The sequence below is a fragment of the Variovorax sp. P5_A3 genome (genome assembly GCF_056400665.1).
Genome location: NZ_JBFUKW010000005.1, coordinates 257,711 through 277,890, shown reverse-complemented (window position 1 = coordinate 277,890; position 20,180 = coordinate 257,711). Strand labels below are relative to the sequence as shown.

Annotated in this window: 22 protein-coding genes; 4 read left to right on the top strand and 18 right to left on the bottom strand. The window is 65.8% G+C overall.

Translation table 11 applies throughout. From position 1 onward, the window contains the following. Window positions 1–31 precede the first annotated feature (31 nt). The 3 genes from AC1D3B_RS10705 to AC1D3B_RS10695 all read right to left on the bottom strand — a co-directional run bounded on the left by AC1D3B_RS10705 (window position 32) and on the right by AC1D3B_RS10695 (window position 1,682). Window positions 32–1,003, bottom strand: coding sequence for a PAAR domain-containing protein (locus AC1D3B_RS10705; protein ID WP_478190633.1), 972 nt, complete (start codon window positions 1,001–1,003; stop codon window positions 32–34). A 100-nt stretch (window positions 1,004–1,103) separates the two neighbouring features. Continuing rightward, a complete protein-coding gene (locus AC1D3B_RS10700) occupies window positions 1,104–1,439 on the bottom strand; it encodes a hypothetical protein (RefSeq protein WP_478190632.1) in 336 nt (111 codons plus the stop codon). 63 nt (window positions 1,440–1,502) lie between these two features. Next, window positions 1,503–1,682 carry a hypothetical protein gene (locus AC1D3B_RS10695; RefSeq protein ID WP_478190631.1) on the bottom strand — a complete coding sequence of 60 codons (180 nt, stop codon included), beginning with the start codon at window positions 1,680–1,682 and terminating at the stop codon, window positions 1,503–1,505. Window positions 1,683–1,821: 139 nt separating this feature from the next. On the opposite strand from AC1D3B_RS10695, the gene AC1D3B_RS10690 reads away from it, so the two are divergent. After that, window positions 1,822–3,174 carry a tetratricopeptide repeat protein gene (locus AC1D3B_RS10690; protein WP_478190630.1) on the top strand — a complete coding sequence of 451 codons (1,353 nt, stop codon included), beginning with the start codon at window positions 1,822–1,824 and terminating at the stop codon, window positions 3,172–3,174. Window positions 3,175–3,177: 3 nt separating this feature from the next. Here AC1D3B_RS10690 and glxR read toward each other — a convergent pair whose 3' ends face one another. The 7 genes from glxR to AC1D3B_RS10655 form a co-directional block, all read right to left on the bottom strand. Continuing rightward, the gene (gene glxR, locus AC1D3B_RS10685) at window positions 3,178–4,056 is read right to left on the bottom strand and encodes a 2-hydroxy-3-oxopropionate reductase (protein ID WP_478190629.1); all 879 of its coding nucleotides are present in this window, start codon (window positions 4,054–4,056) and stop codon (window positions 3,178–3,180) included. An 18-nt stretch (window positions 4,057–4,074) separates the two neighbouring features. Then, window positions 4,075–4,863 (bottom strand): HpcH/HpaI aldolase family protein, encoded by a 789-nt coding sequence (locus AC1D3B_RS10680; RefSeq protein WP_478190628.1) that lies wholly within the window; start codon window positions 4,861–4,863, stop codon window positions 4,075–4,077. A gap of 39 nt (window positions 4,864–4,902) precedes the next feature. After that, entirely contained in the window at window positions 4,903–6,234 is a 1,332-nt protein-coding gene (gene gudD, locus AC1D3B_RS10675) for a glucarate dehydratase (protein ID WP_478190627.1), read from the bottom strand. A 128-nt stretch (window positions 6,235–6,362) separates the two neighbouring features. Continuing rightward, window positions 6,363–7,394: a LacI family DNA-binding transcriptional regulator gene (locus AC1D3B_RS10670; RefSeq protein ID WP_478190626.1), complete on the bottom strand. Its 1,032-nt coding sequence runs from the start codon at window positions 7,392–7,394 to the stop codon at window positions 6,363–6,365. Window positions 7,395–7,421: 27 nt separating this feature from the next. Next, window positions 7,422–8,225, bottom strand: a complete 804-nt coding sequence (locus AC1D3B_RS10665) for a phytanoyl-CoA dioxygenase family protein (RefSeq protein ID WP_478190625.1) — start codon at window positions 8,223–8,225, stop codon at window positions 7,422–7,424. Window positions 8,226–8,262: 37 nt separating this feature from the next. Beyond that, window positions 8,263–9,642: an amidase family protein gene (locus tag AC1D3B_RS10660; protein ID WP_478190624.1), complete on the bottom strand. Its 1,380-nt coding sequence runs from the start codon at window positions 9,640–9,642 to the stop codon at window positions 8,263–8,265. Between the two features lie 106 nt (window positions 9,643–9,748). Next, window positions 9,749–10,417, bottom strand: coding sequence for a histidine phosphatase family protein (locus tag AC1D3B_RS10655; RefSeq protein WP_478190623.1), 669 nt, complete (start codon window positions 10,415–10,417; stop codon window positions 9,749–9,751). A 65-nt stretch (window positions 10,418–10,482) separates the two neighbouring features. Here AC1D3B_RS10655 and AC1D3B_RS10650 point away from each other — a divergent pair, with 65 nt between their 5' ends. Beyond that, window positions 10,483–11,193 (top strand): alpha/beta fold hydrolase, encoded by a 711-nt coding sequence (locus AC1D3B_RS10650; RefSeq protein ID WP_478190622.1) that lies wholly within the window; start codon window positions 10,483–10,485, stop codon window positions 11,191–11,193. Between the two features lie 12 nt (window positions 11,194–11,205). Here AC1D3B_RS10650 and pcp read toward each other — a convergent pair whose 3' ends face one another. Genes pcp through AC1D3B_RS10610 form a run of 8 tightly spaced genes read right to left on the bottom strand, consistent with a single transcriptional unit; the run spans window position 11,206 to window position 18,367 of the window. Further along, complete coding sequence (gene pcp, locus AC1D3B_RS10645) at window positions 11,206–11,856, bottom strand: pyroglutamyl-peptidase I (protein WP_478190676.1); 651 nt, start codon at window positions 11,854–11,856, stop codon at window positions 11,206–11,208. A gap of 13 nt (window positions 11,857–11,869) precedes the next feature. Further along, complete coding sequence (pxpA, locus tag AC1D3B_RS10640; RefSeq protein ID WP_478190621.1) at window positions 11,870–12,610, bottom strand: 5-oxoprolinase subunit PxpA; 741 nt, start codon at window positions 12,608–12,610, stop codon at window positions 11,870–11,872. Next, the gene (locus tag AC1D3B_RS10635; RefSeq protein WP_478190620.1) at window positions 12,600–13,643 is read right to left on the bottom strand and encodes a 5-oxoprolinase subunit C family protein; all 1,044 of its coding nucleotides are present in this window, start codon (window positions 13,641–13,643) and stop codon (window positions 12,600–12,602) included. Before AC1D3B_RS10635 ends, pxpA begins: the two co-directional genes overlap by 11 nt. Further along, window positions 13,643–14,308: a 5-oxoprolinase subunit PxpB gene (pxpB, locus tag AC1D3B_RS10630; protein ID WP_478190619.1), complete on the bottom strand. Its 666-nt coding sequence runs from the start codon at window positions 14,306–14,308 to the stop codon at window positions 13,643–13,645. Before pxpB ends, AC1D3B_RS10635 begins: the two co-directional genes overlap by 1 nt. After that, complete coding sequence (gene coaD, locus AC1D3B_RS10625; RefSeq protein ID WP_478190618.1) at window positions 14,305–14,808, bottom strand: pantetheine-phosphate adenylyltransferase; 504 nt, start codon at window positions 14,806–14,808, stop codon at window positions 14,305–14,307. The genes pxpB and coaD overlap by 4 nt, the downstream gene beginning before the upstream one ends. Window positions 14,809–14,852: 44 nt before the next feature. Beyond that, the gene (locus tag AC1D3B_RS10620) at window positions 14,853–15,497 is read right to left on the bottom strand and encodes an RsmD family RNA methyltransferase (RefSeq protein WP_478190617.1); all 645 of its coding nucleotides are present in this window, start codon (window positions 15,495–15,497) and stop codon (window positions 14,853–14,855) included. Between the two features lie 30 nt (window positions 15,498–15,527). Further along, window positions 15,528–16,889, bottom strand: a complete 1,362-nt coding sequence (locus AC1D3B_RS10615) for a M16 family metallopeptidase (RefSeq protein WP_478190616.1) — start codon at window positions 16,887–16,889, stop codon at window positions 15,528–15,530. 17 nt (window positions 16,890–16,906) lie between these two features. Next, window positions 16,907–18,367 carry a M16 family metallopeptidase gene (locus tag AC1D3B_RS10610; RefSeq protein WP_478190615.1) on the bottom strand — a complete coding sequence of 487 codons (1,461 nt, stop codon included), beginning with the start codon at window positions 18,365–18,367 and terminating at the stop codon, window positions 16,907–16,909. Window positions 18,368–18,396: 29 nt separating this feature from the next. On the opposite strand from AC1D3B_RS10610, the gene ftsY reads away from it, so the two are divergent. Together ftsY and AC1D3B_RS10600 are read left to right on the top strand one after the other, a co-directional pair. Continuing rightward, window positions 18,397–19,620, top strand: coding sequence for a signal recognition particle-docking protein FtsY (gene ftsY / locus AC1D3B_RS10605; RefSeq protein ID WP_478190614.1), 1,224 nt, complete (start codon window positions 18,397–18,399; stop codon window positions 19,618–19,620). Window positions 19,621–19,690: 70 nt separating this feature from the next. After that, window positions 19,691–20,152: an Mpo1 family 2-hydroxy fatty acid dioxygenase gene (locus tag AC1D3B_RS10600; protein ID WP_478190613.1), complete on the top strand. Its 462-nt coding sequence runs from the start codon at window positions 19,691–19,693 to the stop codon at window positions 20,150–20,152. Window positions 20,153–20,180 lie beyond the last annotated feature (28 nt).

Here is a 20,180-nt window from a genome sequence, read left to right as displayed (position 1 = left end):
GACGCCAATAGACTGGACTTTGGAAAATGCATCAAACTCGCTCTTTCGCGAAGTCCAAGAAGGTAAAGCGCGGACCATGAAGCTGACGCGCTTGAGCCTCGCAGGGTGAGTCTAAGGATCCCCAGTACAGGGAGGCGGTTTCCGCAAAGTCCTCATCTATATTTTCCCCCCCGTATTCCGACGGCGCCGGGTCACCTTGGATCGTGGCCTCGTATTGCTCCTCCCATCCTCGAGGCCATGACATATTCCAGAGGTGTGCACTTTCGTGGAGCAGGACAGCATCGACAAACGCCTGCGAAGTTTGATTTGTCGTCGGGAAAATATCAATCCCACCCCACACAAGAGGATTTGGCAGGTCGGGATCTCGCAAGAAACTTGCTACCGCATCTGTGATAAAGTTTGGCCTTATACTGATACGTGGACCAGGATTTATATTAATCCATCCTATGTGCCTGAGTTGTTGGCGCGGGAGGTTTTCCAACCCCTTCAGTACCCACTGCGTTAATTGCGAGAGATCTCCCGCGGGCGCGCGCAATGGGAAAGTATATCCTTGTGTGGTCACGTTATAGACCTGAGTGTCGTATGTCCTGGACCTGTCATTCTTCTCAAATACATACTCCATCCGCGCGACCGGCTCTATTTTGACCGGGTTATTGTGCTTGTAAAAGTGGGCGGGCGCCAAGACCCTTTGCCTGTTGGTGTTGAGATAGGAGCAGTCGGTGCCTGCATTTGTCCTCAGAATGCGCGTGGCAACAAAGGGTTGCTGACCGCACAGGCAGACGTTAAGGTCGCCGCTCAGTGCCCATTGCTGGCCATTGGGAGCTGTACCGCGTGGACGCTCCCCCACCGGGAAGACATGTCCGAACGTATTGCATTGCGAGCAATAGGTCGCCATGCCTATCGTGGCGATTCTGGCGCCGGCGCAGGCGAAATTCGGAAGACCTTCGGTGATCCAAGCGCTACCGGCCCGGTCGCCCTGCGCAAGAAAGTATCGGGCGGTCATCGAGCACGGCGCTGGCAGTCAACGCACGAACGACTGAACACGTCAGGGGAAGCCCCCCTCAATACCGGATGGCGCCGACCGGCAATACAACAATTCCGGTTCATGGATGTATTTTTCCTCGACCCTTCAAATGTTCAATCGGTATGCGCTCTGGTCCCCTAACCATAATCGACTGGTGATCGGCATCCTTGGGATCGACGGGCTCCCCGTCTTTATCGTAAGAACGTATCACAAGCTCCACAACAGGGATACAGCATGTGGCGCGTGCACGGGGCGCAACATTTCCATTTTCGTCATAGCAGCGAAGAATGAATTCTTCGGGATATTCCGATGCATCGTGAATTTCCGTTGAATTATTCCATGCATATTTCAATTCAATTTTTCCTGGGTGAGGGGTTTTCGGGTTTTGCGCACCCAGTCGAAACCATCTGGACATATTCTATTTTCCCAAAAGACGCAAAGGCCTATATTTCTGTAAGCGCATCATTTCAATTCATGATCATGTTGAAGCAGGTAAATGGCGCACGAAGCCGCGGACAGACTGCAGTCTCGCAACAAATTCTTTTGCCTCGCCGAACATATCGGCGGCCTCGATAAAATCTCCCGAAAAATTATCGCGCGAACGCTTCAAGGGAGCAGCCTCGTCGTTCTTGATAGCGCATGGACGCATCTTCTTCATCGTCGGACTTTTCAAAACTCTCGCCCAGACTACTGGAACAATTGGCAAATACGATTACGGACGGCAGAAATGCGCTTCATGGAGTGCTTGGCCGATCCACCGTATGGCAACATGAGCGACTGCGCGTCACGTCTAGGAATTGCCTTTGAGTTCAGCCGCCCGTTTGACCGACAGCCTCGGCAATCCGCTCTTAGCCGACCCTAAGAGCGTTGGCGCAGTCAACGCCTTCGTCGAGGGTTTCATCTCGTGCGAGACCCGCGCGGTGGACGTGCTCGCGGTCGCGCATGACCCAAGCCCTATCGTGCAGGCGTACTGCGCCACCTTGCACCTGTTCGCGGAATCGCGCGATGCGGCTGGCAACGCACGGCCATTCATCGAACGCGCGCAAGCCTCGGCTGCGCGCGCCACGTCTCGCGAGCAGCGCTACATCGCCGCCATCGCAGCCTGGGCGGACGGCGATATCGCCAGAGCGATCGCGCTGCACCAGGAGCAGGCGCGTGAGCACCCGCGCGATCTGGCGTCTCTCAAACTCGGCCAGTACCACTGCTTCAATACGGGCGACTTTCCCGGCATGCTTCGGCTGGCACTGGCCGCGCTGCCGGCCGCGGGTGATGTGCCTTACTTGCACGGCATGGCTGCCTTCGGCTACGAACAATGCCATCTGATGCGCGAGGCGGAGTCCAGCGCACGCCGGGCCATCTCCATGGAGCGCAAGGAGCCATGGGCGCACCATGCGCTGGGCCATGTGATGCTCACCGAAGGGCGGCTGACCGAAGGGCTGACGTTCATGCGCAGCGTGAGCGACACGTGGGTCGGACTCAACTCATTCATGGTTACCCACAACTGGTGGCACGTGGCGCTCTTCCTGATCGATCTTGGGCGCGATGTGGAGGCGCTGGAGATCTATGACCGGCAGGTGTGGGGCGTGGTGAAGGCGTATTCGCAGGACCAGATCGGCGCCGTCTCGCTGCTCGCGCGATTCGAACTGGCGGGCATCGATGTCGGCGACCGTTGGCAAGACCTCGCCGACCATCTGGCGCTACGGCTCGACGACCACGTGCTGCCGTTTCTTGATCTGCAATACCTCTACGGACTCGCGCGCGCCGGACGCCCCGAGGCCGATGTGCTGCTGAGCCATATCGAGGCTTTTGCACCGAGCGCACCCTTGTCCACCCGAAGCGCATGGCAACGGGTCTGCGTTCCCGCCGCGCACGGGCTGCGCGCGCATGCGCGGGGTGACTACGCGTCCGCGATCGAAGGGCTGGGCCTCGCACTGCCACGTCTCATCGAGATCGGCGGGAGCCATGCGCAGCGGGATTTGTTCGAGCAGGTCTATCTCGATGCCCTGATCCGAAGCGGCACGGAGGCCACGCTGACCGCGGCGCAGGGCATCCTGCAGCGACAAGTCAACGGACAGCCGGAATCGACGCGACTGCGCCAGCAAGCCGACGCGGCCTATTCGCGCCTCGGATTGCCGGCGTTCGGTTCCTGAGGGTCAGTCCGGCGCGACCTCGTGCGCGGCCATCTGCTCCAGCGCCTTGACGAGCGCCGAGTGATCCAGTTGATCCCACCCATGGGCGGCGCACGACTGCATCAGTTGCGCGGCCGATGCGGTCTGAGGCAGCGCCACACCCATCGACTTCGCGCCGGCCAGTGCCAGGCTCAGGTCCTTCTGATGCAACGCGATGCGGAAGCCGGGGTTGAAGGTGCGCTTGATCATGCGCTCTCCGTGCACTTCGAGGATGCGGCTGGCTGCGAACCCGCCCATCAGCGCCTGCCGCACCTTGGCCGGATCGGCGCCGGCCTTGCTGGCAAACAGCAGCGCCTCGCCCACGGCGGCGATGTTGAGCGCCACGATGATCTGGTTGGCGACCTTGGTGGTCTGGCCGTCGCCGTTGCCGCCGACGAGCGTGATGTTCTTGCCCATGGCCTCGAACAACGGCTTGGCGCGTTCGAATACCGCCTCTTCGCCGCCGACCATGATCGTCAGGCTCGCCGCCTTCGCACCGACTTCGCCACCGGAAACGGGCGCGTCGAGGTAGTCGCAACCGAGTTCGTTGATCTTCTTCGCGAATCGCTTGGTCTCGATCGGCGCGATCGAGCTCATGTCGATCACGAGCTTGCCCTTCGAGAGACCGGAGGCGACGCCGTCTTCACCGAACAGCACCTGCTCGACGTCGGGCGTGTCGGGCAGCATCAGGATCACGACATCGGCCGCGCGCGCGACATCGGCGTTGGAGGCACAGGCGGTGGCCGTCTTCAGCGCATCCGGCACCTTGCTGCGGGTGCGGACGAACATCTCGTGGCCGGCCTGCATGAGGTTCTGCGCCATCGGCGCGCCCATGATGCCGAGTCCGATGAATCCGATTTTCATGTTGATTTCCCTTCAGTATCAGTAAGAGGTGGAACCGGCAGCAGCCGGCTTGGCGCGCATCTTCGAGAGCACCTGCTGGGCACCCGCCGCGATGAGTCGAGCGTCCGAGCTGACCGTGACGAACTGGAAGCCCTTGGCAACCCGCGCGAGCGCGCCTTCGGCCGTTCCGTTGTGGATGCCGGCGACCAGGCCGTGGGCCTTCGCGCGTTCGAGGACGTGATCGATCGCCTGCTGGACCGGCGGGTCGACGTCGTCGAACACTGGCCTGCATCCCAGCGCGAGGGACAGGTCCGAGGGACCGATGTAGACCGCATCCAGCCCCTCGACGGACATGATCGCGTCGAGGTTCTCGAGCGCCTGCGCCGTCTCGATCATCGCGAAGGTGACGATGGTGTCGTTGGCATGCTGCGGGTAGTCGGCACCGCCGTACAGCAGCGCCCGCACGGGCCCGAAGCTGCGCGCGCCGCGTGGCGCATAGTGGGTGTACGAAACGAGGCGCGCAGCCTCGTCGGCGGTGCTGATCATCGGGCAGATGACGCCGTAGGCGCCGGCGTCCAATGCCTTCATGAGCGCGCTCGGCTCGAGCCACGGCACGCGCACGACCGGCACCGTGTCGGTGGTGGAGATGGCCTGCAGCATCGGGATCATGGCCTGGTAGTCGACGACGCCGTGCTGCAGGTCGATGGTCAGCGAATCCCATCCCTGGTGGGCCATGGTCTCGGCCGAGAAGCCATTCGGAATGGCCAGCCAGCCATTGACGGCGGCCCCTCCGGATTTCCACAGCGTTCGCAGGCGGTTTTCTCTCATGGGGCGCTCCTTGGTGTTGTCACTGCGCGACCCCGGGGCTCAGCGGTCGAAGGCCGGACGCTTGGCATTGAAGGTCCAACCGGGAATCAGGCTCTGCATGGCGACGGCGTCGTCCCGCGCGCCGAGCCCGTGCTGCTTGTAGAGCTGGTGCGCCTTCTCGACCTCGGCCATGTCGAGCTCGACGCCGAGGCCAGGCTTCTTGGGCACCTGCACCAGTCCGCCTTCGATGCGCAGGGGTTCCTTGGTCAGCCTTTGCCCGTCCTGCCAGATCCAGTGCGTGTCGATCGCCGTCACGCGGCCCGGCGCCGCGGCACCCACCTGCGTGAACATGGCGAGCGATACATCGAAGTGGTTGTTGGAATGCGAGCCCCAGGTCAGGCCCCAGTCGCGGCAGGTCTGGGCGACGCGCACCGAACCGGCCATCGTCCAGAAGTGCGGATCAGCCAGCGGGATGTCGACCGACTGAAGCGCCAGCGCGTGGCTCATCTGGCGCCAGTCGGTGGCGATCATGTTGGTGGCGGTCGGCAGGCCGGTGGCGCGCCGGAATTCGGCCATCACTTCACGGCCCGAGAAGCCCTCCTCGGCGCCGCACGGGTCCTCCGCATAGGCGACGACGCCACGCATGTCGCGCATCAGGCGGATCGCATCCTTCAGCAGCCAGCCACCGTTGGGGTCGAGGGTGACGCGCGCGTCGGGAAAGCGCTCGTGCAGCGCCTTCAAGGCTTCGATCTCCTCGTCGCCGCGCAACACGCCGCCCTTGAGCTTGAAGTCGTTGAACCCATAGCGCGCGCGAGCCGCTTCGGCCAGGCGCACGATGGCTTCTGGCGTCATCGCCTTTTCATGACGCAGCCTGAACCAGTCGTTGTCGGCCTGCGGCTCCCGCGCATACGGAAGATCGGACTTGTCGCGGTCGCCGACGAAGAAGAGATACCCGAGCATCTCGACCGCATCGCGCTGCTGCCCCTCGCCTAGCAGCGCCGCGACGGGCACCTCCAGGTGCTGCCCGAGCAGATCGAGCAGCGCGGACTCGATGGCGGTCACCGCATGGATGGTGGTGCGCAGGTCGAAGGTCTGCAGTCCACGCCCGCCGGCGTCGCGGTCGGCGAACTTCTTCTGCATCTGCTGGAGCACGCGCTGGCAATCGCCGATGGGCTGGCCCACGACGAGGTCACGCGCATCGTCGAGGGTCTGCCGTATCTTCTCGCCGCCCGGCACTTCGCCGACGCCGGTGCGTCCCGCGTTGTCGGTAAGGATCAGCAGGTTGCGCGTAAAGAACGGACCGTGGGCGCCGCTGAGGTTGAGCAGCATGCTGTCGCGGCCGGCGACCGGGATCACACGCAGTTCGGTGATGACGGGGGTGGAAGTGGGCATCGGAATCGCTTTGGACGTGTTTCTGTCAATCGATCGTGACCTTGCCGGATTGCAGCGCTGTTGACAATCGGCATGGTAGCGCTACCGTTTCAGACCATCAAGCGGTACGACCTAGGGGTTTACACGGATCAGGCGCTGGCGCGATCGACGATCGAGAAGCCGACGTCCACGACCCGCGGCCCGGTCTGCCGCCCTTCCGCGCGATCGACGATGAACTGCGCGGCATGGCGGCCGATGGCCGTGCCGTCGATCCGCACCGTGGTCAACGCGGGATGCAGGTCGGCGGAGAACTCCAGATCCCCGAAGCCGACGACAGACAGTTGCCCGGGCACCGCGATGCCTCGCGATTGCGCCTCGACCAGCACGCCCAGTGCGAGCAGATCCGAGCTGCAGAACACCGCGTCGACCTCCGGGTTGTCACGCAGCAGTTCGGCCAACGCGGCGCGGCCGCTCTTCAGCGTCGTCGGCGCGGGCAGTTGAAGGATGGGCACGTCGGGCAGACCGGCCGCAAGCGCGGCGTCTCGAAAAGCCTGGTGCCGCCGACGCGAACGCTCGTCGTCGCCAGCCACGACCGCAAGCCGCCGTCGCCCTTTGCGGCAAAGAAAGTCGACGACGGCACGCCCCACATCCGGGTGGGAAAAACCCACGACCATGTCGAGCGGCGTCGGCGTGAGATCCCAGGTCTCCACCACCGGAATCCCGGCAGACGCCAGGCGTCTGCGTCCCTCGGGCGAATGCATGATGCCGGTCAGCACGATGCCGTCGGGCCGACGGCCGATGATGGCTTCGAGCAGCGCGTCCTCGCGCGAATCCACGTAGCCGCTCTGGCCGAGCATCAGCTGATAGCCCCGTTCGGCAAGCGCCTCTGTCAGCGACTGCACCGTCTGGAGGAAGACGGGGCCGGAGATCGTCGGAACCACCGCCGCGACAAGCCGGCTGCGCGTGGACGCCAGCCCCCCAGCGAGCACATTGCGGACATATCCAGTCCGCCCGACGGCGTCGGTAACCCTCTTGAGGACGTCGGCCGACACCTGCGTCGGCGAACTCAGCGCGCGCGACGCGGTGATGGGCGCCACGCCGGCCAGCTTCGCCACGTCGTGCAAGGTGACCGCGCCGCTTCCCCTGCGGGTTCTGCGAGCGGGAGTGCGGTCTTTGCTCATCGGCACATTCTAGGCGCGACGATAGCGCTACCGTCGATGGCCTACCTGGAAGTCGTTCCGCCCGCTGCGATCGATCCCCTTCAGCAACCACAGCGGTCGCTGCGCGAAATTGACCGCCAGGCCGGTCTTGCCATCGGCCGGACGCAGGTCGCGCTCGAACACGGAGGTCGACGGCATGTAGCGCAGGGCCACGCCGGTGCGGCGTTTGGCGGACGTGTTCGCCCGGGCGCCATGGATCATGTAGACGTCATGCAGCGACATCTGACCCGGCTGCAGTTCGAGCTCGACGGCGGCGGCCTCGTCGAAACTGCCCTCGGCCATGCGCTGGTTCAGCGTGAGGTCGGTGCGGTCTTCATGCAGGTGCTCATGCAGCACCTGCCCGCGATGGGATCGCGGGATCACGCGCAGGCAGCCGTTCTCTGCCGTCGACTCCTCCAGAGCAACCCAGACGGTGCAGTTGGCCAGCGGCCGGATGGGCCAGTAGTGGCCGTCCTGGTGCCAGGGCGTTTCGTAGCCCTCCGCCGGAGGCTTGCAGAAGACATGGCATCCCCAGAGGATCACATCGTCCCCGACCACACCGGACACGAGTTCGACGATTTCCGGGTCCATCGCGAGTTCGAGAAACTGGCGGCTGCCGCGGACGCCCTCGCCGTTGTCGCCCTCGATGTGCGCGGAAACGAGCTTTTCGGGGCGGACGCCGGGGTTGTCGCGGATCAGCGCATCCAGTGCGGCCCGCATCGCCTCGACGCGTTGCGGCGGGAGCCGGAATTTCGGAATCACCCAGCCTTCGGCCTGGTAGTGCTCGACCTCTTGCGCGGACATCTGAGCCATCGGTGCGTCTCCTGTGAGGCGCCCCATTATGGGGAGATCAGTCGCGGAACGCGGGGGGTGCCACGAAGCCGCCGAACTCGCGCTCCATGGCGAGCGCGAAGGCAAGCGGCGTTCGATCTTCGAGGCGCGGTCCGATGATCTGCATGCCGATCGGAAGCCCCTGGTCGCTCAGACCTGTCGGCATGGCGGTCGACGGCAGGCCGGTGAGGGTGGCGATGCTGGACCATGCAGACTGATCCTTGTATGGAATCTCCCGGTCGTCGACGTGCAGTCGACGGGTCTCCATGTCGCCGTGATCATGCAGGAACGCGGGTGTCGGCATGACGGGGCACAGGATGACGTCCCATGCCTCGAAGAACGCCCGCCACTGATGCGCGATGCCCATGCGCGCGCGGTCCGCCTGGATCCAGTCGCGGTGGCCGATGCCGGCCTCGCCCGGCATGTCGACGCTGATCAGCGCCCACATCAGTTGCCCCCAAAGGGACGCAACGCGTTCGAGATCCGGCAAAAGAGGACTTGAATGCTCGACCCGACAGCCAAGGCGCGCCAGGTTGTCGCCCACGCGCCGCAAAGACCCGCGTACCGCCTTCGACGTGGGCACCATCGGATGCTCGTCGAGCACCAGCACGCGAAACGCGTCGAGCGCCGTCTGCCGCGCGGGCGGCAGCGTGAGACTGTAGGCGACCGCGTCGGCATCGTCCGGCCCTGCGACGATGTCGAGCGCCAGCGCCAGATCGGCTGCGCTCCGTGCCATCGGCCCCGCCACGGCCAGGTCGATCTGCCCCCCGACGGACAGGTCCGGCGTGCCCGGTGGCGCGCAACCGCGCATCGGAACGAGACCGTGCGAGGGCTTGTGCGCAAACACGCCGCAGCAGTGCGCCGGCACGCGCAGCGAGCCGCCGAGATCCGTGCCGAACTCCAGCGGAACGTAGCCCGCCGCCAGCGCAGCCGCGCTGCCGCCGGACGAACCACCCGGCGTACGGGCCGGGTCCCAGGGGTTGTTCGTCGTCCCGAAGATCGGATTCGAGCTCTGCCAGTCCGCCAGATGCATCGCGACATTGGTCTTGCCGATCACGATGGCGCCCGCGGCCTTCAGGCGACGGACCACGACGGCGTCCTGGGTGGCGCGCAGGTTCTCCGTCCCGGGAATGCCCCAGGTCGTCGGCAGGCCGGCCACGTTGAAGGCGTCCTTGACTGTGACGGGTACACCCAGGAGCGGCAACCGCTCGCCACGCGCGAGTGCCTCGTCGGCCGCCGCGGCTGCCGCTCGCGCACGCTCGAAATCGCGCGTGACCACTGCGTTGATCGAGGGATCGAACTTCTCGATGCGCTCGATCGAGCGATCCAGCAGTGCGGCGGCGGAGTTTCGCCCGGCACGAAGATCGGCGGCGAGTTCGGAGGCAGTGGCGTAGTCCATCGGCATTCATCGGGTGTCATACACGCGCCAATGATGCAAGCGTCGGTGCGCGCGCGCTTGATCCTCATTGCTGCACGCTTGACGAATCTTGCGATCCGCGCGGCGGCTATTTCTTCAGATGCCGTCGCTGGTCGTAACTGGGCTGCGGCGGCAGGTCCGCCAGATGCCGGATGTCCGCCCAATCGACGATCTCGATCACCGAAGGCGCCACCGGATCGGCGATGCGGATGCGGTTGAAGCCCGCGTTCGGAATGTCGCTCTGCCGTGGTCCGTTCAGGCCGAGACCGTGAACCGTGCGCCAGACCATGTCGAGGACACCGCCGTGCGTCACCACCATGACGGTCTGCCCCGCACGGGCGACGGCGATGCGGCCGAGCGCCTCGATGATCCGGGCATGAAACTCACGCGGCGATTCACCCTCGGGCATCGCGTGGTCCTCGCGGAACTGGAGCCAGTCTTCCCACGCGCGCGGATGCAGGTCCTTGATTTCGTCGGCGTTCATGCCTTCGACCACGCCGAAGTTCTGTTCCCGCAGCGCGGCGGAAGTGACGATTTCCAGTTCGAGCTGCCTCGAAGCCGGCGCAGCGGTCTGCTGCGCGCGCATGAGGTCGCTGCTGACGAGATGCTGCACCGACTCGCCCGCCATCCGGAGGCCGAGCCGGCGCGCCTGCTCGTGTCCCAGGTCGTTGAGAGGCACGTCGATGTGGCCCTGGAAGCGCAGTTCCCGGTTCCAGTCGGTTTCGCCGTGGCGGATCAGTATCAATTCGGTAGCCATGACCTGGATTGTCACCCCCGACGTTGACAACTTCGTGTGGCCCGCGGTTCAACGAGAATCTGCCGATGCCTACTCTTGTCCTGCTGCCCGGCCTCGCCTGCGACGAGCGTCTCTGGGAGGCGCAATTGCCCGCCCTGCCCTCCAGCCTCGAAGTCCGCGTGAGCGATGTCCACATGCGACATGAGCGCATCGAGGCCATGGCCACCGCCCTGCTGGGCGAACACGCGGGACCGCTGCTCCTGTGCGGCGCGTCGATGGGCGGAATGATCGCGATGGAGGTCGCGCGGCAGGCGCCTGAACGGATCGTCGGACTGGCACTGCTCGGCACCAACGCGCGTCCGGAGACGCCCGACATGTACAAGCTGCGCGAATCGGCGATCGAGTTGTTCGAACGCGGCGAGGCGCGCGATGTGATCGAACTCAACGCCGGATTCGCCTTCCATCCGGCCCAGGCCGGCGATGCGGCGCTGGTGAAGCGCTATGTGGACCTCGTGCTCGACGCCGGCGCGGCGCAGTTGGTCCGGCAGAACCGCGCCCTGATGGAGCGGCCGGACGCGAGGCCGCATCTGTCCCGCCTGAACTGCCCCGTGCTCGTGATGTGCGGCGAAGGCGACCGCCTCACGCCACCGGAATGCTCCCGCGACATCGCCGCGCTGGTGCCACATGCCGAACTTGTGTGGGTCGCCCAGTGCGGTCACATGCTCACGATGGAAAAGCCCGAAGCCGTCAACACCGCGCTCGGTGACTGGCTGCGGAGGGTGCTGGCGGGCGGATGACCCGGCGCAGGGTCAGTGCAGTTGGCCGCCCACCTCGCGCACGTCCTCGCGCACGGACAACGATGTCCTGACGGCAATGCGCAACGCGGCGACCACCGTCTCCAATGCCATGCTCGGCAAGCCCGGAAGACGGGCCACCTGTTCTGGCAGATAGGGAATGTGGATAAAGCCGCCCCGGATGCCCGGCACCGGCCGGGTCGCGATGCGGTGCATCAGGCCGAAGAAAACGTGATTGCACACGAAGGTGCCGGCCGTGTTCGACACCGAGGCCGGGATGCCGTCGGCGCGCAGGTCACGCACGATCGCCTTGATCGGCAGGCTTGCAAAGTAGGCGGCCGGAGCGCCTGGCACCACGGCTTCGTCGATCGGCTGGCACCCGGCGTTGTCGCAGATGCGGCCATCGTCGATGTTGATCGCCACGCGCTCGGGCGTGATCTCGCTCCGTCCGCCGGCCTGGCCGATGGCCAGCACCAGTTGCGGCTGCAGTTCGTCGATCGCCGCATCGAGTTCGCGCAGCGCGGCACCAAACACGCAGGACACGCGGCGCGCATGGACCACCGCGCCGTCGCAGCGCCAGCCATCCAGAGCTCGCACTGCCTCCCACGACGGATTGATGGCATCCTTGTCGAAAGGCTCGAAACCGGTCACCAGGATATTCACGATGCGATGGAGGTCTTCAAGTCGTCGCGACCACGGCGATGCCTTCGGCCGTGAGCCGCTCGCGGATGCGGCGCGCAAAGGCCAGCGCATGTGCCCCATCGCCGTGGAGGCAGACGGTCTGCGCGTTGACGGCGACCACGCTGCCGTCGATCGCGGTCACCTTGTGATCACGCACCAGCGACAGCGTCTGCGCCAGTGACTGCTCTTCATCCTCGATCAGTGCGCCGGACTGGCTGCGCGGCACGAGGCTGCCATCGGGCTGGTAGCCGCGATCGGCGAAGACTTCCTCGACCGGCTTCAGTCCCGCGCGCTCGGCGGCGCCGATCATGCCGCTCCCGGCGAGACCGAAGAACCGGAGCCCGGGGTCGAAGCGACGCACCGCCTCGCAGATCGCTTCCGCCAGCACCGGGTCCTTCACGGCCTGGTTGTAGAGCGCACCGTGCGGCTTGACGTGGGCCAGCGTGCCGCCTTCGGCCCTCACGATCGCCGCGAGTGCGCCGACCTGGTAGAGCACGCCAGAAACGATCTCTTCGGGCGGCAGATTCATGGTGCTTCGGCCGAAGTTCTCGCGATCGGGAAAGCTCGGGTGCGCGCCGATCGCCACGCCGTTGTCGATGGCCCAGCGCACACACTGCCGCATGGTATTCGCGTCGCCGGCGTGCCAGCCGCAGGCGATGTTGGCCGAGCTCACGAGGCCGAGCAGGGCTTCGTCGTTGTCGCAGCCTTCGCCGAGGTCGGCGTTGAGGTCAATCTGCATGGGTTGCTCCTTCCGCGGCATTCTGCGCCGGTGCGATCCATCCTGTGGATGCAAGGCCTTGTGCCACCTGTGCGAGGTAGCGCCGCTGTCCAGCCCAGGCCCCGAGCGCCGTGGCCGTGTCGACCTGCTCGAGGCGCAACCGGCCATCGAGCGGCGCCTGCGCCAGCTTCCAGAGATCGGCCTGGATGACCACGCCGATGCGCGGATAGCCACCGGTGGTCTGCGCGTCGCCCATGAGGATGATCGGCTGGCCCGAAGGCGGCACCTGGATCGTGCCGGGAATCACGGCCGACGAGAGCATGTCCGCGCTGCGCTTGCGCTTGAGTTCGGGGCCTTCGAGCCGGCTGCCCATGCGATTGCTCTGCGGCGTGATGCGCCAGGGTTCGCGCCACAGCAGTTCGCGCGACGCGACCGTGAACTGCTCGAACTCGGGGCCCGGCATCACGCGCAGCACGATCGCCTGGTCGGCCGGATCGAAGCGCCACTCGGGCATCCGCAAGCCGAACGGGCCGCGCGACAGCTGCGTGGCGTCGAGGACGGAGGGCCCCAGCATCAACTGGTCGCCCGCTTTCAGTGCGCGGCCACCGTATCCGCCGAAACCGGCCTTCAGGTCCGTGCTGCGCGAGCCGAGGATCAGGGGCACATCGATGCCCCCCGCGATCGCCAGCCAGGTGCGCAGTCCCTTCTTGCCGTTCGAGCGATTGGCGCGCCCCAGCTTGAGAACCTGCCCGGCACGCACCGGCACGCTCCAGCAAGGCCACAGCGGCACACCGTCCAGCCGCGCATCGAAGTCGTCGCCGGCGATGGCGATGCGTGTGGCCGATTCGAAGCGCAGTTCGCACGCACCCATGGTGAGTTCAAGACCGGCGGCGCCATCGGCATTGCCGACCAGGCGATTGGCCAGCGCCAGTGCCAGCGTATCGAGCGCGCCACCCGGGCAGATGCCCAGTTGTCGGTGGCCGTGGCGCCCCGCATCCTGCACCGAGGCCATCATGCCCGGCCGCAGCACCGTCAGGCTGGCGCGATCTTCCATCAGAGTTCCAGGCTTTCCACGATGAAGCGCACGTGATCGCCGGGGCGCAGCAAGGTCGGCTCCGCCGCGCTCGGGTCGAACATTTCGAGCGATGTCCGTCCGATAAGCCGCCAGCCCCCTGGCGAAGCCACCGGATAGATGCCCGTTTGCTCGCCGCCGATGCCTACCGAGCGCGCGGGCACCGCCAGTCTCGGCTCGGCGCGCCGCGGCGTCGCCAACTCCGGCGCGAGACCGCCCATGAACGCGAAGCCAGGCAGGAAGCCCAGCAGGTAGACCACGTAGTCGCCCTCGCTGTGACGGCGAACGACTTCGGACGGCGTCAGACCGGTGTGCGCTGCGACATCGGCGAGGTCGGGGCCGGCTTCGCCGCCGTACGCCACCGGAATCTCGATGTGGCGACCCTGGATGGACGCTGCCGCGAGCTGCGGCCATGCGGACAGCACCTGCATCTCGAGTTCGACGCCATCGATCTGCAAGGGGTCGAAGAGCAGGGTGAGATTGTTCATGCCCGGCAGCACTTCGCGGATGCCGCGCCATTGCCGGGCCTCGGTCGCCAGCGCCCAAACCTGTTGTTGCTGCGCCAGCGTCGCCGGTGCGGGCAGTTCGCACAGGAGGGCGGCCTCGCCAAGGGAATGGAGGCGGGGCGACGGGCCGGGGAGCGTCATTCCCGGCCGAGGCTGCGCACTTTGGCCATGAGGCTGTCCTGCACCTTCGCCGACACGAACTTGTCGACTTCGCCGCCCAGCATCGCGATTTCACGGACGAAGGTGCTGGAGATGAACTGGTACTTGTCGCTCGGCGTGAGGAACACGGTCTCGACTTCCGGCATCAGCGAACGATTCATGCCGGCGAGTTGGAACTCGTAATCGAAGTCGGTCACGGCGCGAAGCCCGCGCACCATGGCCTTGCCGCCGCGCGCCACGACGAAATCGCGCAGCAACCCCGAGAAGCTCTCGACTGTGACCTGGTCGCTGAACGGCTTGACCGCCTCGCGCGCCATCTCGATGCGTTCCTGAAGCGTGAAGAGCGCTTTCTTGTGATGGCCAGCCGCCACGGCGACGATCACTCGCGAGAACAACTGGGTTGCGCGCCGCACCACGTCTTCGTGACCGAGCGTGATGGGGTCGAAGGTGCCGGGATAAACCGCGATCACGTTGCTGGACATGGTTGCTTTCTCCTGGTTCAGTCGCTGCGGCCAAGTTCGGCGGATTATGCAGCCGCGTCCGGCGCGTGCTGGAGAAGATGCGCATGCACCGCACCCGCCTTCAGGTAGCGGTAGCCGATCAGGCCGAGCGGGGCCAGCTCTTCGTCGCTCCATTGGCGAGCCGCTTCGAGGTAGACCACGCCATCGGATCGCAGGGCGCGAGCGGCGGCGCGCAGCGCGGGCGCGTACAGCGTGGTGTTCTCGAAAGGCGGATCAAGGAAGACGGCATGCAGGCTGCCGGCCGGCGTCCGCTCCAGCGCGGTGACGCCGTTGCCGCGCTCCACGCGCACGGCGTCGGCAGCGAGCTTGGTCTTGAGTGACTGCAATTGGGCGACGAGTGCCGGATCCTGCTCGCACAGCAGCACTGATACGGCCCCGCGCGAAGCGGCTTCCAGCCCTAGCGCACCTGTGCCCGAGAAGGCATCGACGCAGTGCCAGCCCGGAAGCTCGCCACCGCCCGCACCCGCCAGGCTGGCCAGCCAGTTGAACAGCGTTTCACGCACGCGGTCCGGCGTGGGGCGCAAACCGGGCTTGTCGGCGACGGCCAGGCGGGTGCGCTTCCATTGGCCGCCGATGATCCGTACGAAATGCGGCGCCTTGGCCAGCTTGGCTGGCGCGGCAGTGACAGGTTTTCGGGGCGTTGGTTTCACGCCCCGAGCTTAACGGCACCTGCGCGGCATTCAGGGCTTCGGCTTGCCCCCGACCACGACGGTCACCATTCGGTCGGGCTGCAGTTTGCGCGCATACGCAGCCTTGATGTCCGCCGCCGTGACGGCGTTCATGCGGGCGGTCCAGGTGTCGAGGTAGTCCAGCGGCAGATCGTTCCAGGCGATGTTCGCGACATTGCCCAGCAGCTTGCGGTTGCTGTCGAGCAGGAGCGGGAAGCCGCCGATGAGGTTGTCCTTGGCGGCCTTCAGCTCGGCGTCGGTCGGGCCCTCGGCGACGAATTTCGCCAGCACTTCGCGCGAGACCTGTACCGCCTCGTCGGCCTGGTCAGGGCGCGTCTGGAAGCCGATGCGGAACGCGCCCGCATGCAGGCCCGGCGAGAACGAGCTGTACACGCTATAGGCCAGCCCGCGCTTCTCGCGTACCTGTTCGGTCAGCCGCGATACGAAGCCGCCGCCACCGAGGACGTAGTTGCCGAGATTCAGCGCGAAGTGGTCCGGATCGGCGCGCCGGTAGCCGGGCTGGCCGATGATCACGTGCGCCTGCGCGGAATCGTGCGGAATCCGCTCTTCCTTGGCGGCGGTGAGCGGCGCGACCTCGGGCACAGGGGGCAGCGCCGCGCACGCGGACGGCGACGAAGGCAGCCGGGACAGCAGCGCGGTCGCGATTTCGTCGGCACGCTCGCGCGTCGCGGCCCCGACGATGCTGACCTTGGCGCGGCACGGAACGATGAGCCGCTCGTAGCGCTGCCGCATCGTGGCGACGTCGATCTGCGCGAGCGTCGCTTCGGTGGTGTCCACGCCGTAAGGATGCGTTCCGTAGACCGCCTGGGAGAATGCCTTTTCCGCGATCGTGGCCGGCTTGGTGTTGGCCTCCCGGATGGCGGCGTTCAGTCGCTCGCGTTCACGCTTCCAGACGTCTTCGGGAAAGGCCGGCTCGCCGATCTCGCGCGCGGCGAGTCGCACCGCCTTGTCGAGCAGGGCTGGATTCGAGAGGGTCCGCAAGGTGAAACTGGTGCGCTCCGAACCCGCGCTCACGTCGAAGTTCGCTCCGAGATCGGCCCACGCTTCGCCAAGGGCGTTCTGGTCCATGGCGGGGTCGCTACCGTTGGCGCGGATGCCCTTTTCGACCATGCCGGCGGTCACACTGGCCAGGCCGGACTGGGCGGGAGGATCACGGCGGGCGCCTGCATCGAAGTCGATCTGGACGTCGACGATGGGGAGTGCATTGGTGGCCGCGAGATAGATCTTCGCGCCGCTCGGCTGCGTCCAATGCTGGATCGGAACGCCGGCGTGGGCGCAAACGCCGAGGACCATCGTGGCGACAGCGAGGATGGCGCGACGCGAGGTGCGTCGGATGTCGAATGGGGTGAGCATGCGGATTCAGCCTTCTTTCAGCGCAGGTCGCCGGCGGGCGCTGCGAAGCCACGCGAACGGCGGGCGGTCTCGGGCGGCAGGGGATGCAGCACGGCGGCGGTCAGTTGGTCATCACCGAAATACCTGGCTGCCGCGGCCTGGACCTGTGCGGCCGTCACGCCCTGGAGCCGGTCGATGATGCGCGCGCTGGCGTCGAGCGGCAGGCCCTGCACCCAGTTGGCTCCGAGTTCGCGCGCCTGCGCCATCACGGAATCGAGCTTGTAGGTCTCGCTCGCGACCCACTGCGTCTTCACGCGGGCCAACTCGGCCTCGCCGATGCCGTCGCGGGCGATCTTCGCCACTTCGGCGCGCAGCGCGGCTTCGACCGCCGCGGCAGTCTTGCCTGCCGCGGGGACACCTTCCAGCACGAACAATTGCGGGCCACGACCGACAAAGCCCGAATAGGCGCCGGCCGAGTCGGCCACGCGATCGGGACCCTGTGTCAATGCGCGATCGAGCCGCGCGCCCGGATAGCCGTCGAGCACTGCAGCCAGCACCACCAGCGCGTAGGGGTCGATATCGCCGGCGAACTTGTCCGCGGGATCGATCCGAGGCACGCGATACGCGAGCGAGACATAGGCCTGCTCGGCCGGGGCCTTGAACTCGACGCGACGAACGCCGCGCTGGGCAGGCTCGGTGCGCGGCTTGCGTTCCGGGACCGCGCGCGCAGGGATCGAACCGTAGTACTTCTCGGCCCAGGCCCGCACCTTGGCAACATCGACATCGCCCGCGACGACGATCGCCGCGTTGGCCGGGGTGTACCAGCGCTTGAAGAAGGCCCGCGCGTCCTCCGGCGTCATCGCATCGAGATCGCTCATCCAGCCGACCACGGGGCGGTGATAGGGCGAGGCGGTGAAGACGGCGGCGTTCTGCTGTTCGCTGAGCAGGGCGCGCGGCTGATCGTCGGTGCGCATGCGACGCTCTTCCTTGACGACTTCGATCTCGCGCTTGAACTCGTCGTCGGCCCACTGGTTGTTGGCAAAACGGTCCGATTCCAGCTTCATCACCTGCTCCAGCTTTTCGGCGGGAATCTGCTGGTAATAGCCGGTGTAGTCGCGCGTAGTGAAAGCGTTTTCGCGCCCACCGAGCGCAGCGACGCGGCGGGAGAACTCGCCGGGCTTCAGGTCCTTGGTGCCCTTGAACATCATGTGCTCGAGGACATGGGCCACGCCCGAGGTACCGTCGACCTCGTCCACGGAGCCGACGCGAACCCAGAGCATCTGGACCGCGGTCGGTGCGCGACGGTCGGGCTTGACGATCAGGGTCATCCCGTTGGCAAGCGTGAACTGTTCGGCTGGAACCGGGGCGGTTACTGCGGCTGCGGAGACCGGTGGCGACGAGGGGGGAGTTTGCGCAAGGACGGGCAAGGCCCAGGGCGCGATCAGCACCGAGGCCAGCACCGCACCAAACGCAGCGCGGCGTGGCGAGGGGTGTTTCATAGAATGGCTCGGATTGTAAAAACCACGCAATGTTCAGTTTCTTCAAGAAAAAACCGCCTTCCGAGGGGCAAGTGGCGCCTCCGACACCCGCGGTTCCGCCGGCCGAGACGCCCGCTGAGCCGCCCGTGCAGGCCAAGTCGGTCTTTTCGCCCTCCACTTGGTTTGGCAGCAAACCGGAGGTTGCAGAGCCGCCAGCGGCGCCGGCAACCCCGCCCGTTTCGCCACCAACGCCTCAGGCGCCTGTTGCCGCGCCTCCGACATTCGCACCGGCATCCCCAGCGACGCCCGCACCGGCACTGGCACTGGCACTGGTTGTGCCAGCGGCGCCACCGCCAGTCCAGGCGCCTGAGCAAGAGCGCAGCGGATGGCTCGGCAAGCTCAAGAACGGCCTGCGAAAGACCGGAAACAGCATCACCGCCGCCTTCGTCAACGCCCAGATCGACGACGCGCTGTACGAGGAACTCGAAGAAGCCCTCCTGATGGCGGATACGGGGGTCAAGGCGACGGAGCATCTGCTCGATGACCTCCGCCGCCGCGTGAAGAGCAACATGGCGACCGACGCCGCTCAAGTGAAGGTGCTGTTGGCCGACGCGATTGCGGATCTGCTTCGCCCGCTGGAAAAGGCGCTCGTGATCGGCAAGCACACGCCGACCGTGATCATGGTGGCCGGCGTCAACGGCGCGGGCAAGACGACTTCGATCGGCAAGCTGACCAAGCACCTGGCGAACGAAGGCGCTTCCGTGCTCCTGGCGGCCGCCGACACCTTCCGGGCGGCTGCGCGCGAGCAGTTGCTGGTCTGGGCCGATCGCAACACCGTGGAAATCGTCAGTCAGGAAGGCGGCGACCCGGCTGCCGTGAGCTTCGATGCGGTCAACGCAGGGAAGGCGCGCGGCAAGGACGTCGTGCTGGTCGACACGGCCGGAAGGCTGCCGACGCAAATCCACCTGATGGACGAACTGAAGAAGATCAAGCGCGTCGTCACCCGGGCCGACGCAACCGCGCCGCATGAGGTCCTGCTCGTCATCGACGGAAACACCGGGCAGAACGCCCTGGCGCAGGTCAAGGCCTTCGACGAAACCCTGGGATTGACGGGCCTGGTCGTCACCAAGCTCGACGGCACGGCCAAGGGCGGCGTGCTGTGCGCCATCGCCCGCGAGCGGCCGATTCCCGTCTATTTCATCGGCGTGGGAGAGAAGCTCGAAGACCTCGAGACCTTCAACGCCCGGGAGTTCGCGGAGGCCCTGTTGGGATAGTCGGTTCCGCGCGACGCGCTCCCGACGATCTGGCATCATCTTCGGCGCAAGAACAAGCCGAGGAGACAAGATGAACACAACGGCCGCGCCGCTGACCGGCAGCGACAGGAAGGTGGACCGCCTGCTCGCGCACTACGGCGAAAGCCACCGGAACCCCACCAACGAAGCCATTCACATGGTGGCGATCCCGGCCATCATGCTCAGCATTGTCGGGCTGCTTTTCGCGCTCCACCCTTGGGCAGCCTATGCATTCGTGGCGGCGAGCCTCATGTACTACGCGACCCTGCGCTCCACTGTCTTCCTGATCACCATGCTCGTGGGCACGGTCGCGCTGCTGGCGGCGGTGCATGCGCTGGGCGACTTTGTTTTTCCGGTTTCAGCCGCTATTTTTCTAGTGGCATGGGTGTTCCAGTTCGTTGGCCACAAGATCGAAGGCAAGAAACCTTCGTTTTTCGAAGACATCCAATACTTGTGGATCGGGCCGCTCTTCGTCCTGTCCAGACTGTTCGTGCGGCTCGGCATGCGGTGGTAAGCAGGGTTGTGCCGCTCCTTGCAGCTTT

Excerpts from the sequence above, each read along its gene's own strand:
- AC1D3B_RS10705 (WP_478190633.1), bottom strand. The coding sequence starts at position 1,003 with ATGACCGCCCGATACTTTCTTGCGCAGGGCGACCGGGCCGGTAGCGCT.
- AC1D3B_RS10655 (WP_478190623.1), bottom strand. The coding sequence starts at position 10,417 with ATGGCTACCGAATTGATACTGATCCGCCACGGCGAAACCGACTGGAAC.
- AC1D3B_RS10635 (WP_478190620.1), bottom strand. The coding sequence starts at position 13,643 with ATGGAAGATCGCGCCAGCCTGACGGTGCTGCGGCCGGGCATGATGGCC.
- AC1D3B_RS10695 (WP_478190631.1), bottom strand. The coding sequence starts at position 1,682 with ATGAAGAAGATGCGTCCATGCGCTATCAAGAACGACGAGGCTGCTCCC.
- AC1D3B_RS10600 (WP_478190613.1), top strand. The coding sequence starts at position 19,691 with ATGAACACAACGGCCGCGCCGCTGACCGGCAGCGACAGGAAGGTGGAC.
- AC1D3B_RS10670 (WP_478190626.1), bottom strand. The coding sequence starts at position 7,394 with ATGAGCAAAGACCGCACTCCCGCTCGCAGAACCCGCAGGGGAAGCGGC.
- AC1D3B_RS10665 (WP_478190625.1), bottom strand. The coding sequence starts at position 8,225 with ATGGCTCAGATGTCCGCGCAAGAGGTCGAGCACTACCAGGCCGAAGGC.
- glxR (WP_478190629.1), bottom strand. The coding sequence starts at position 4,056 with ATGAAAATCGGATTCATCGGACTCGGCATCATGGGCGCGCCGATGGCG.
- AC1D3B_RS10680 (WP_478190628.1), bottom strand. The coding sequence starts at position 4,863 with ATGAGAGAAAACCGCCTGCGAACGCTGTGGAAATCCGGAGGGGCCGCC.
- gudD (WP_478190627.1), bottom strand. The coding sequence starts at position 6,234 with ATGCCCACTTCCACCCCCGTCATCACCGAACTGCGTGTGATCCCGGTC.
- AC1D3B_RS10660 (WP_478190624.1), bottom strand. The coding sequence starts at position 9,642 with ATGGACTACGCCACTGCCTCCGAACTCGCCGCCGATCTTCGTGCCGGG.
- AC1D3B_RS10700 (WP_478190632.1), bottom strand. The coding sequence starts at position 1,439 with ATGTCCAGATGGTTTCGACTGGGTGCGCAAAACCCGAAAACCCCTCAC.
- coaD (WP_478190618.1), bottom strand. The coding sequence starts at position 14,808 with ATGTCCAGCAACGTGATCGCGGTTTATCCCGGCACCTTCGACCCCATC.
- pxpA (WP_478190621.1), bottom strand. The coding sequence starts at position 12,610 with ATGCAGATTGACCTCAACGCCGACCTCGGCGAAGGCTGCGACAACGAC.
- pxpB (WP_478190619.1), bottom strand. The coding sequence starts at position 14,308 with ATGACGCTCCCCGGCCCGTCGCCCCGCCTCCATTCCCTTGGCGAGGCC.
- AC1D3B_RS10610 (WP_478190615.1), bottom strand. The coding sequence starts at position 18,367 with ATGAAACACCCCTCGCCACGCCGCGCTGCGTTTGGTGCGGTGCTGGCC.
- ftsY (WP_478190614.1), top strand. The coding sequence starts at position 18,397 with ATGTTCAGTTTCTTCAAGAAAAAACCGCCTTCCGAGGGGCAAGTGGCG.
- AC1D3B_RS10615 (WP_478190616.1), bottom strand. The coding sequence starts at position 16,889 with ATGCTCACCCCATTCGACATCCGACGCACCTCGCGTCGCGCCATCCTC.
- AC1D3B_RS10650 (WP_478190622.1), top strand. The coding sequence starts at position 10,483 with ATGCCTACTCTTGTCCTGCTGCCCGGCCTCGCCTGCGACGAGCGTCTC.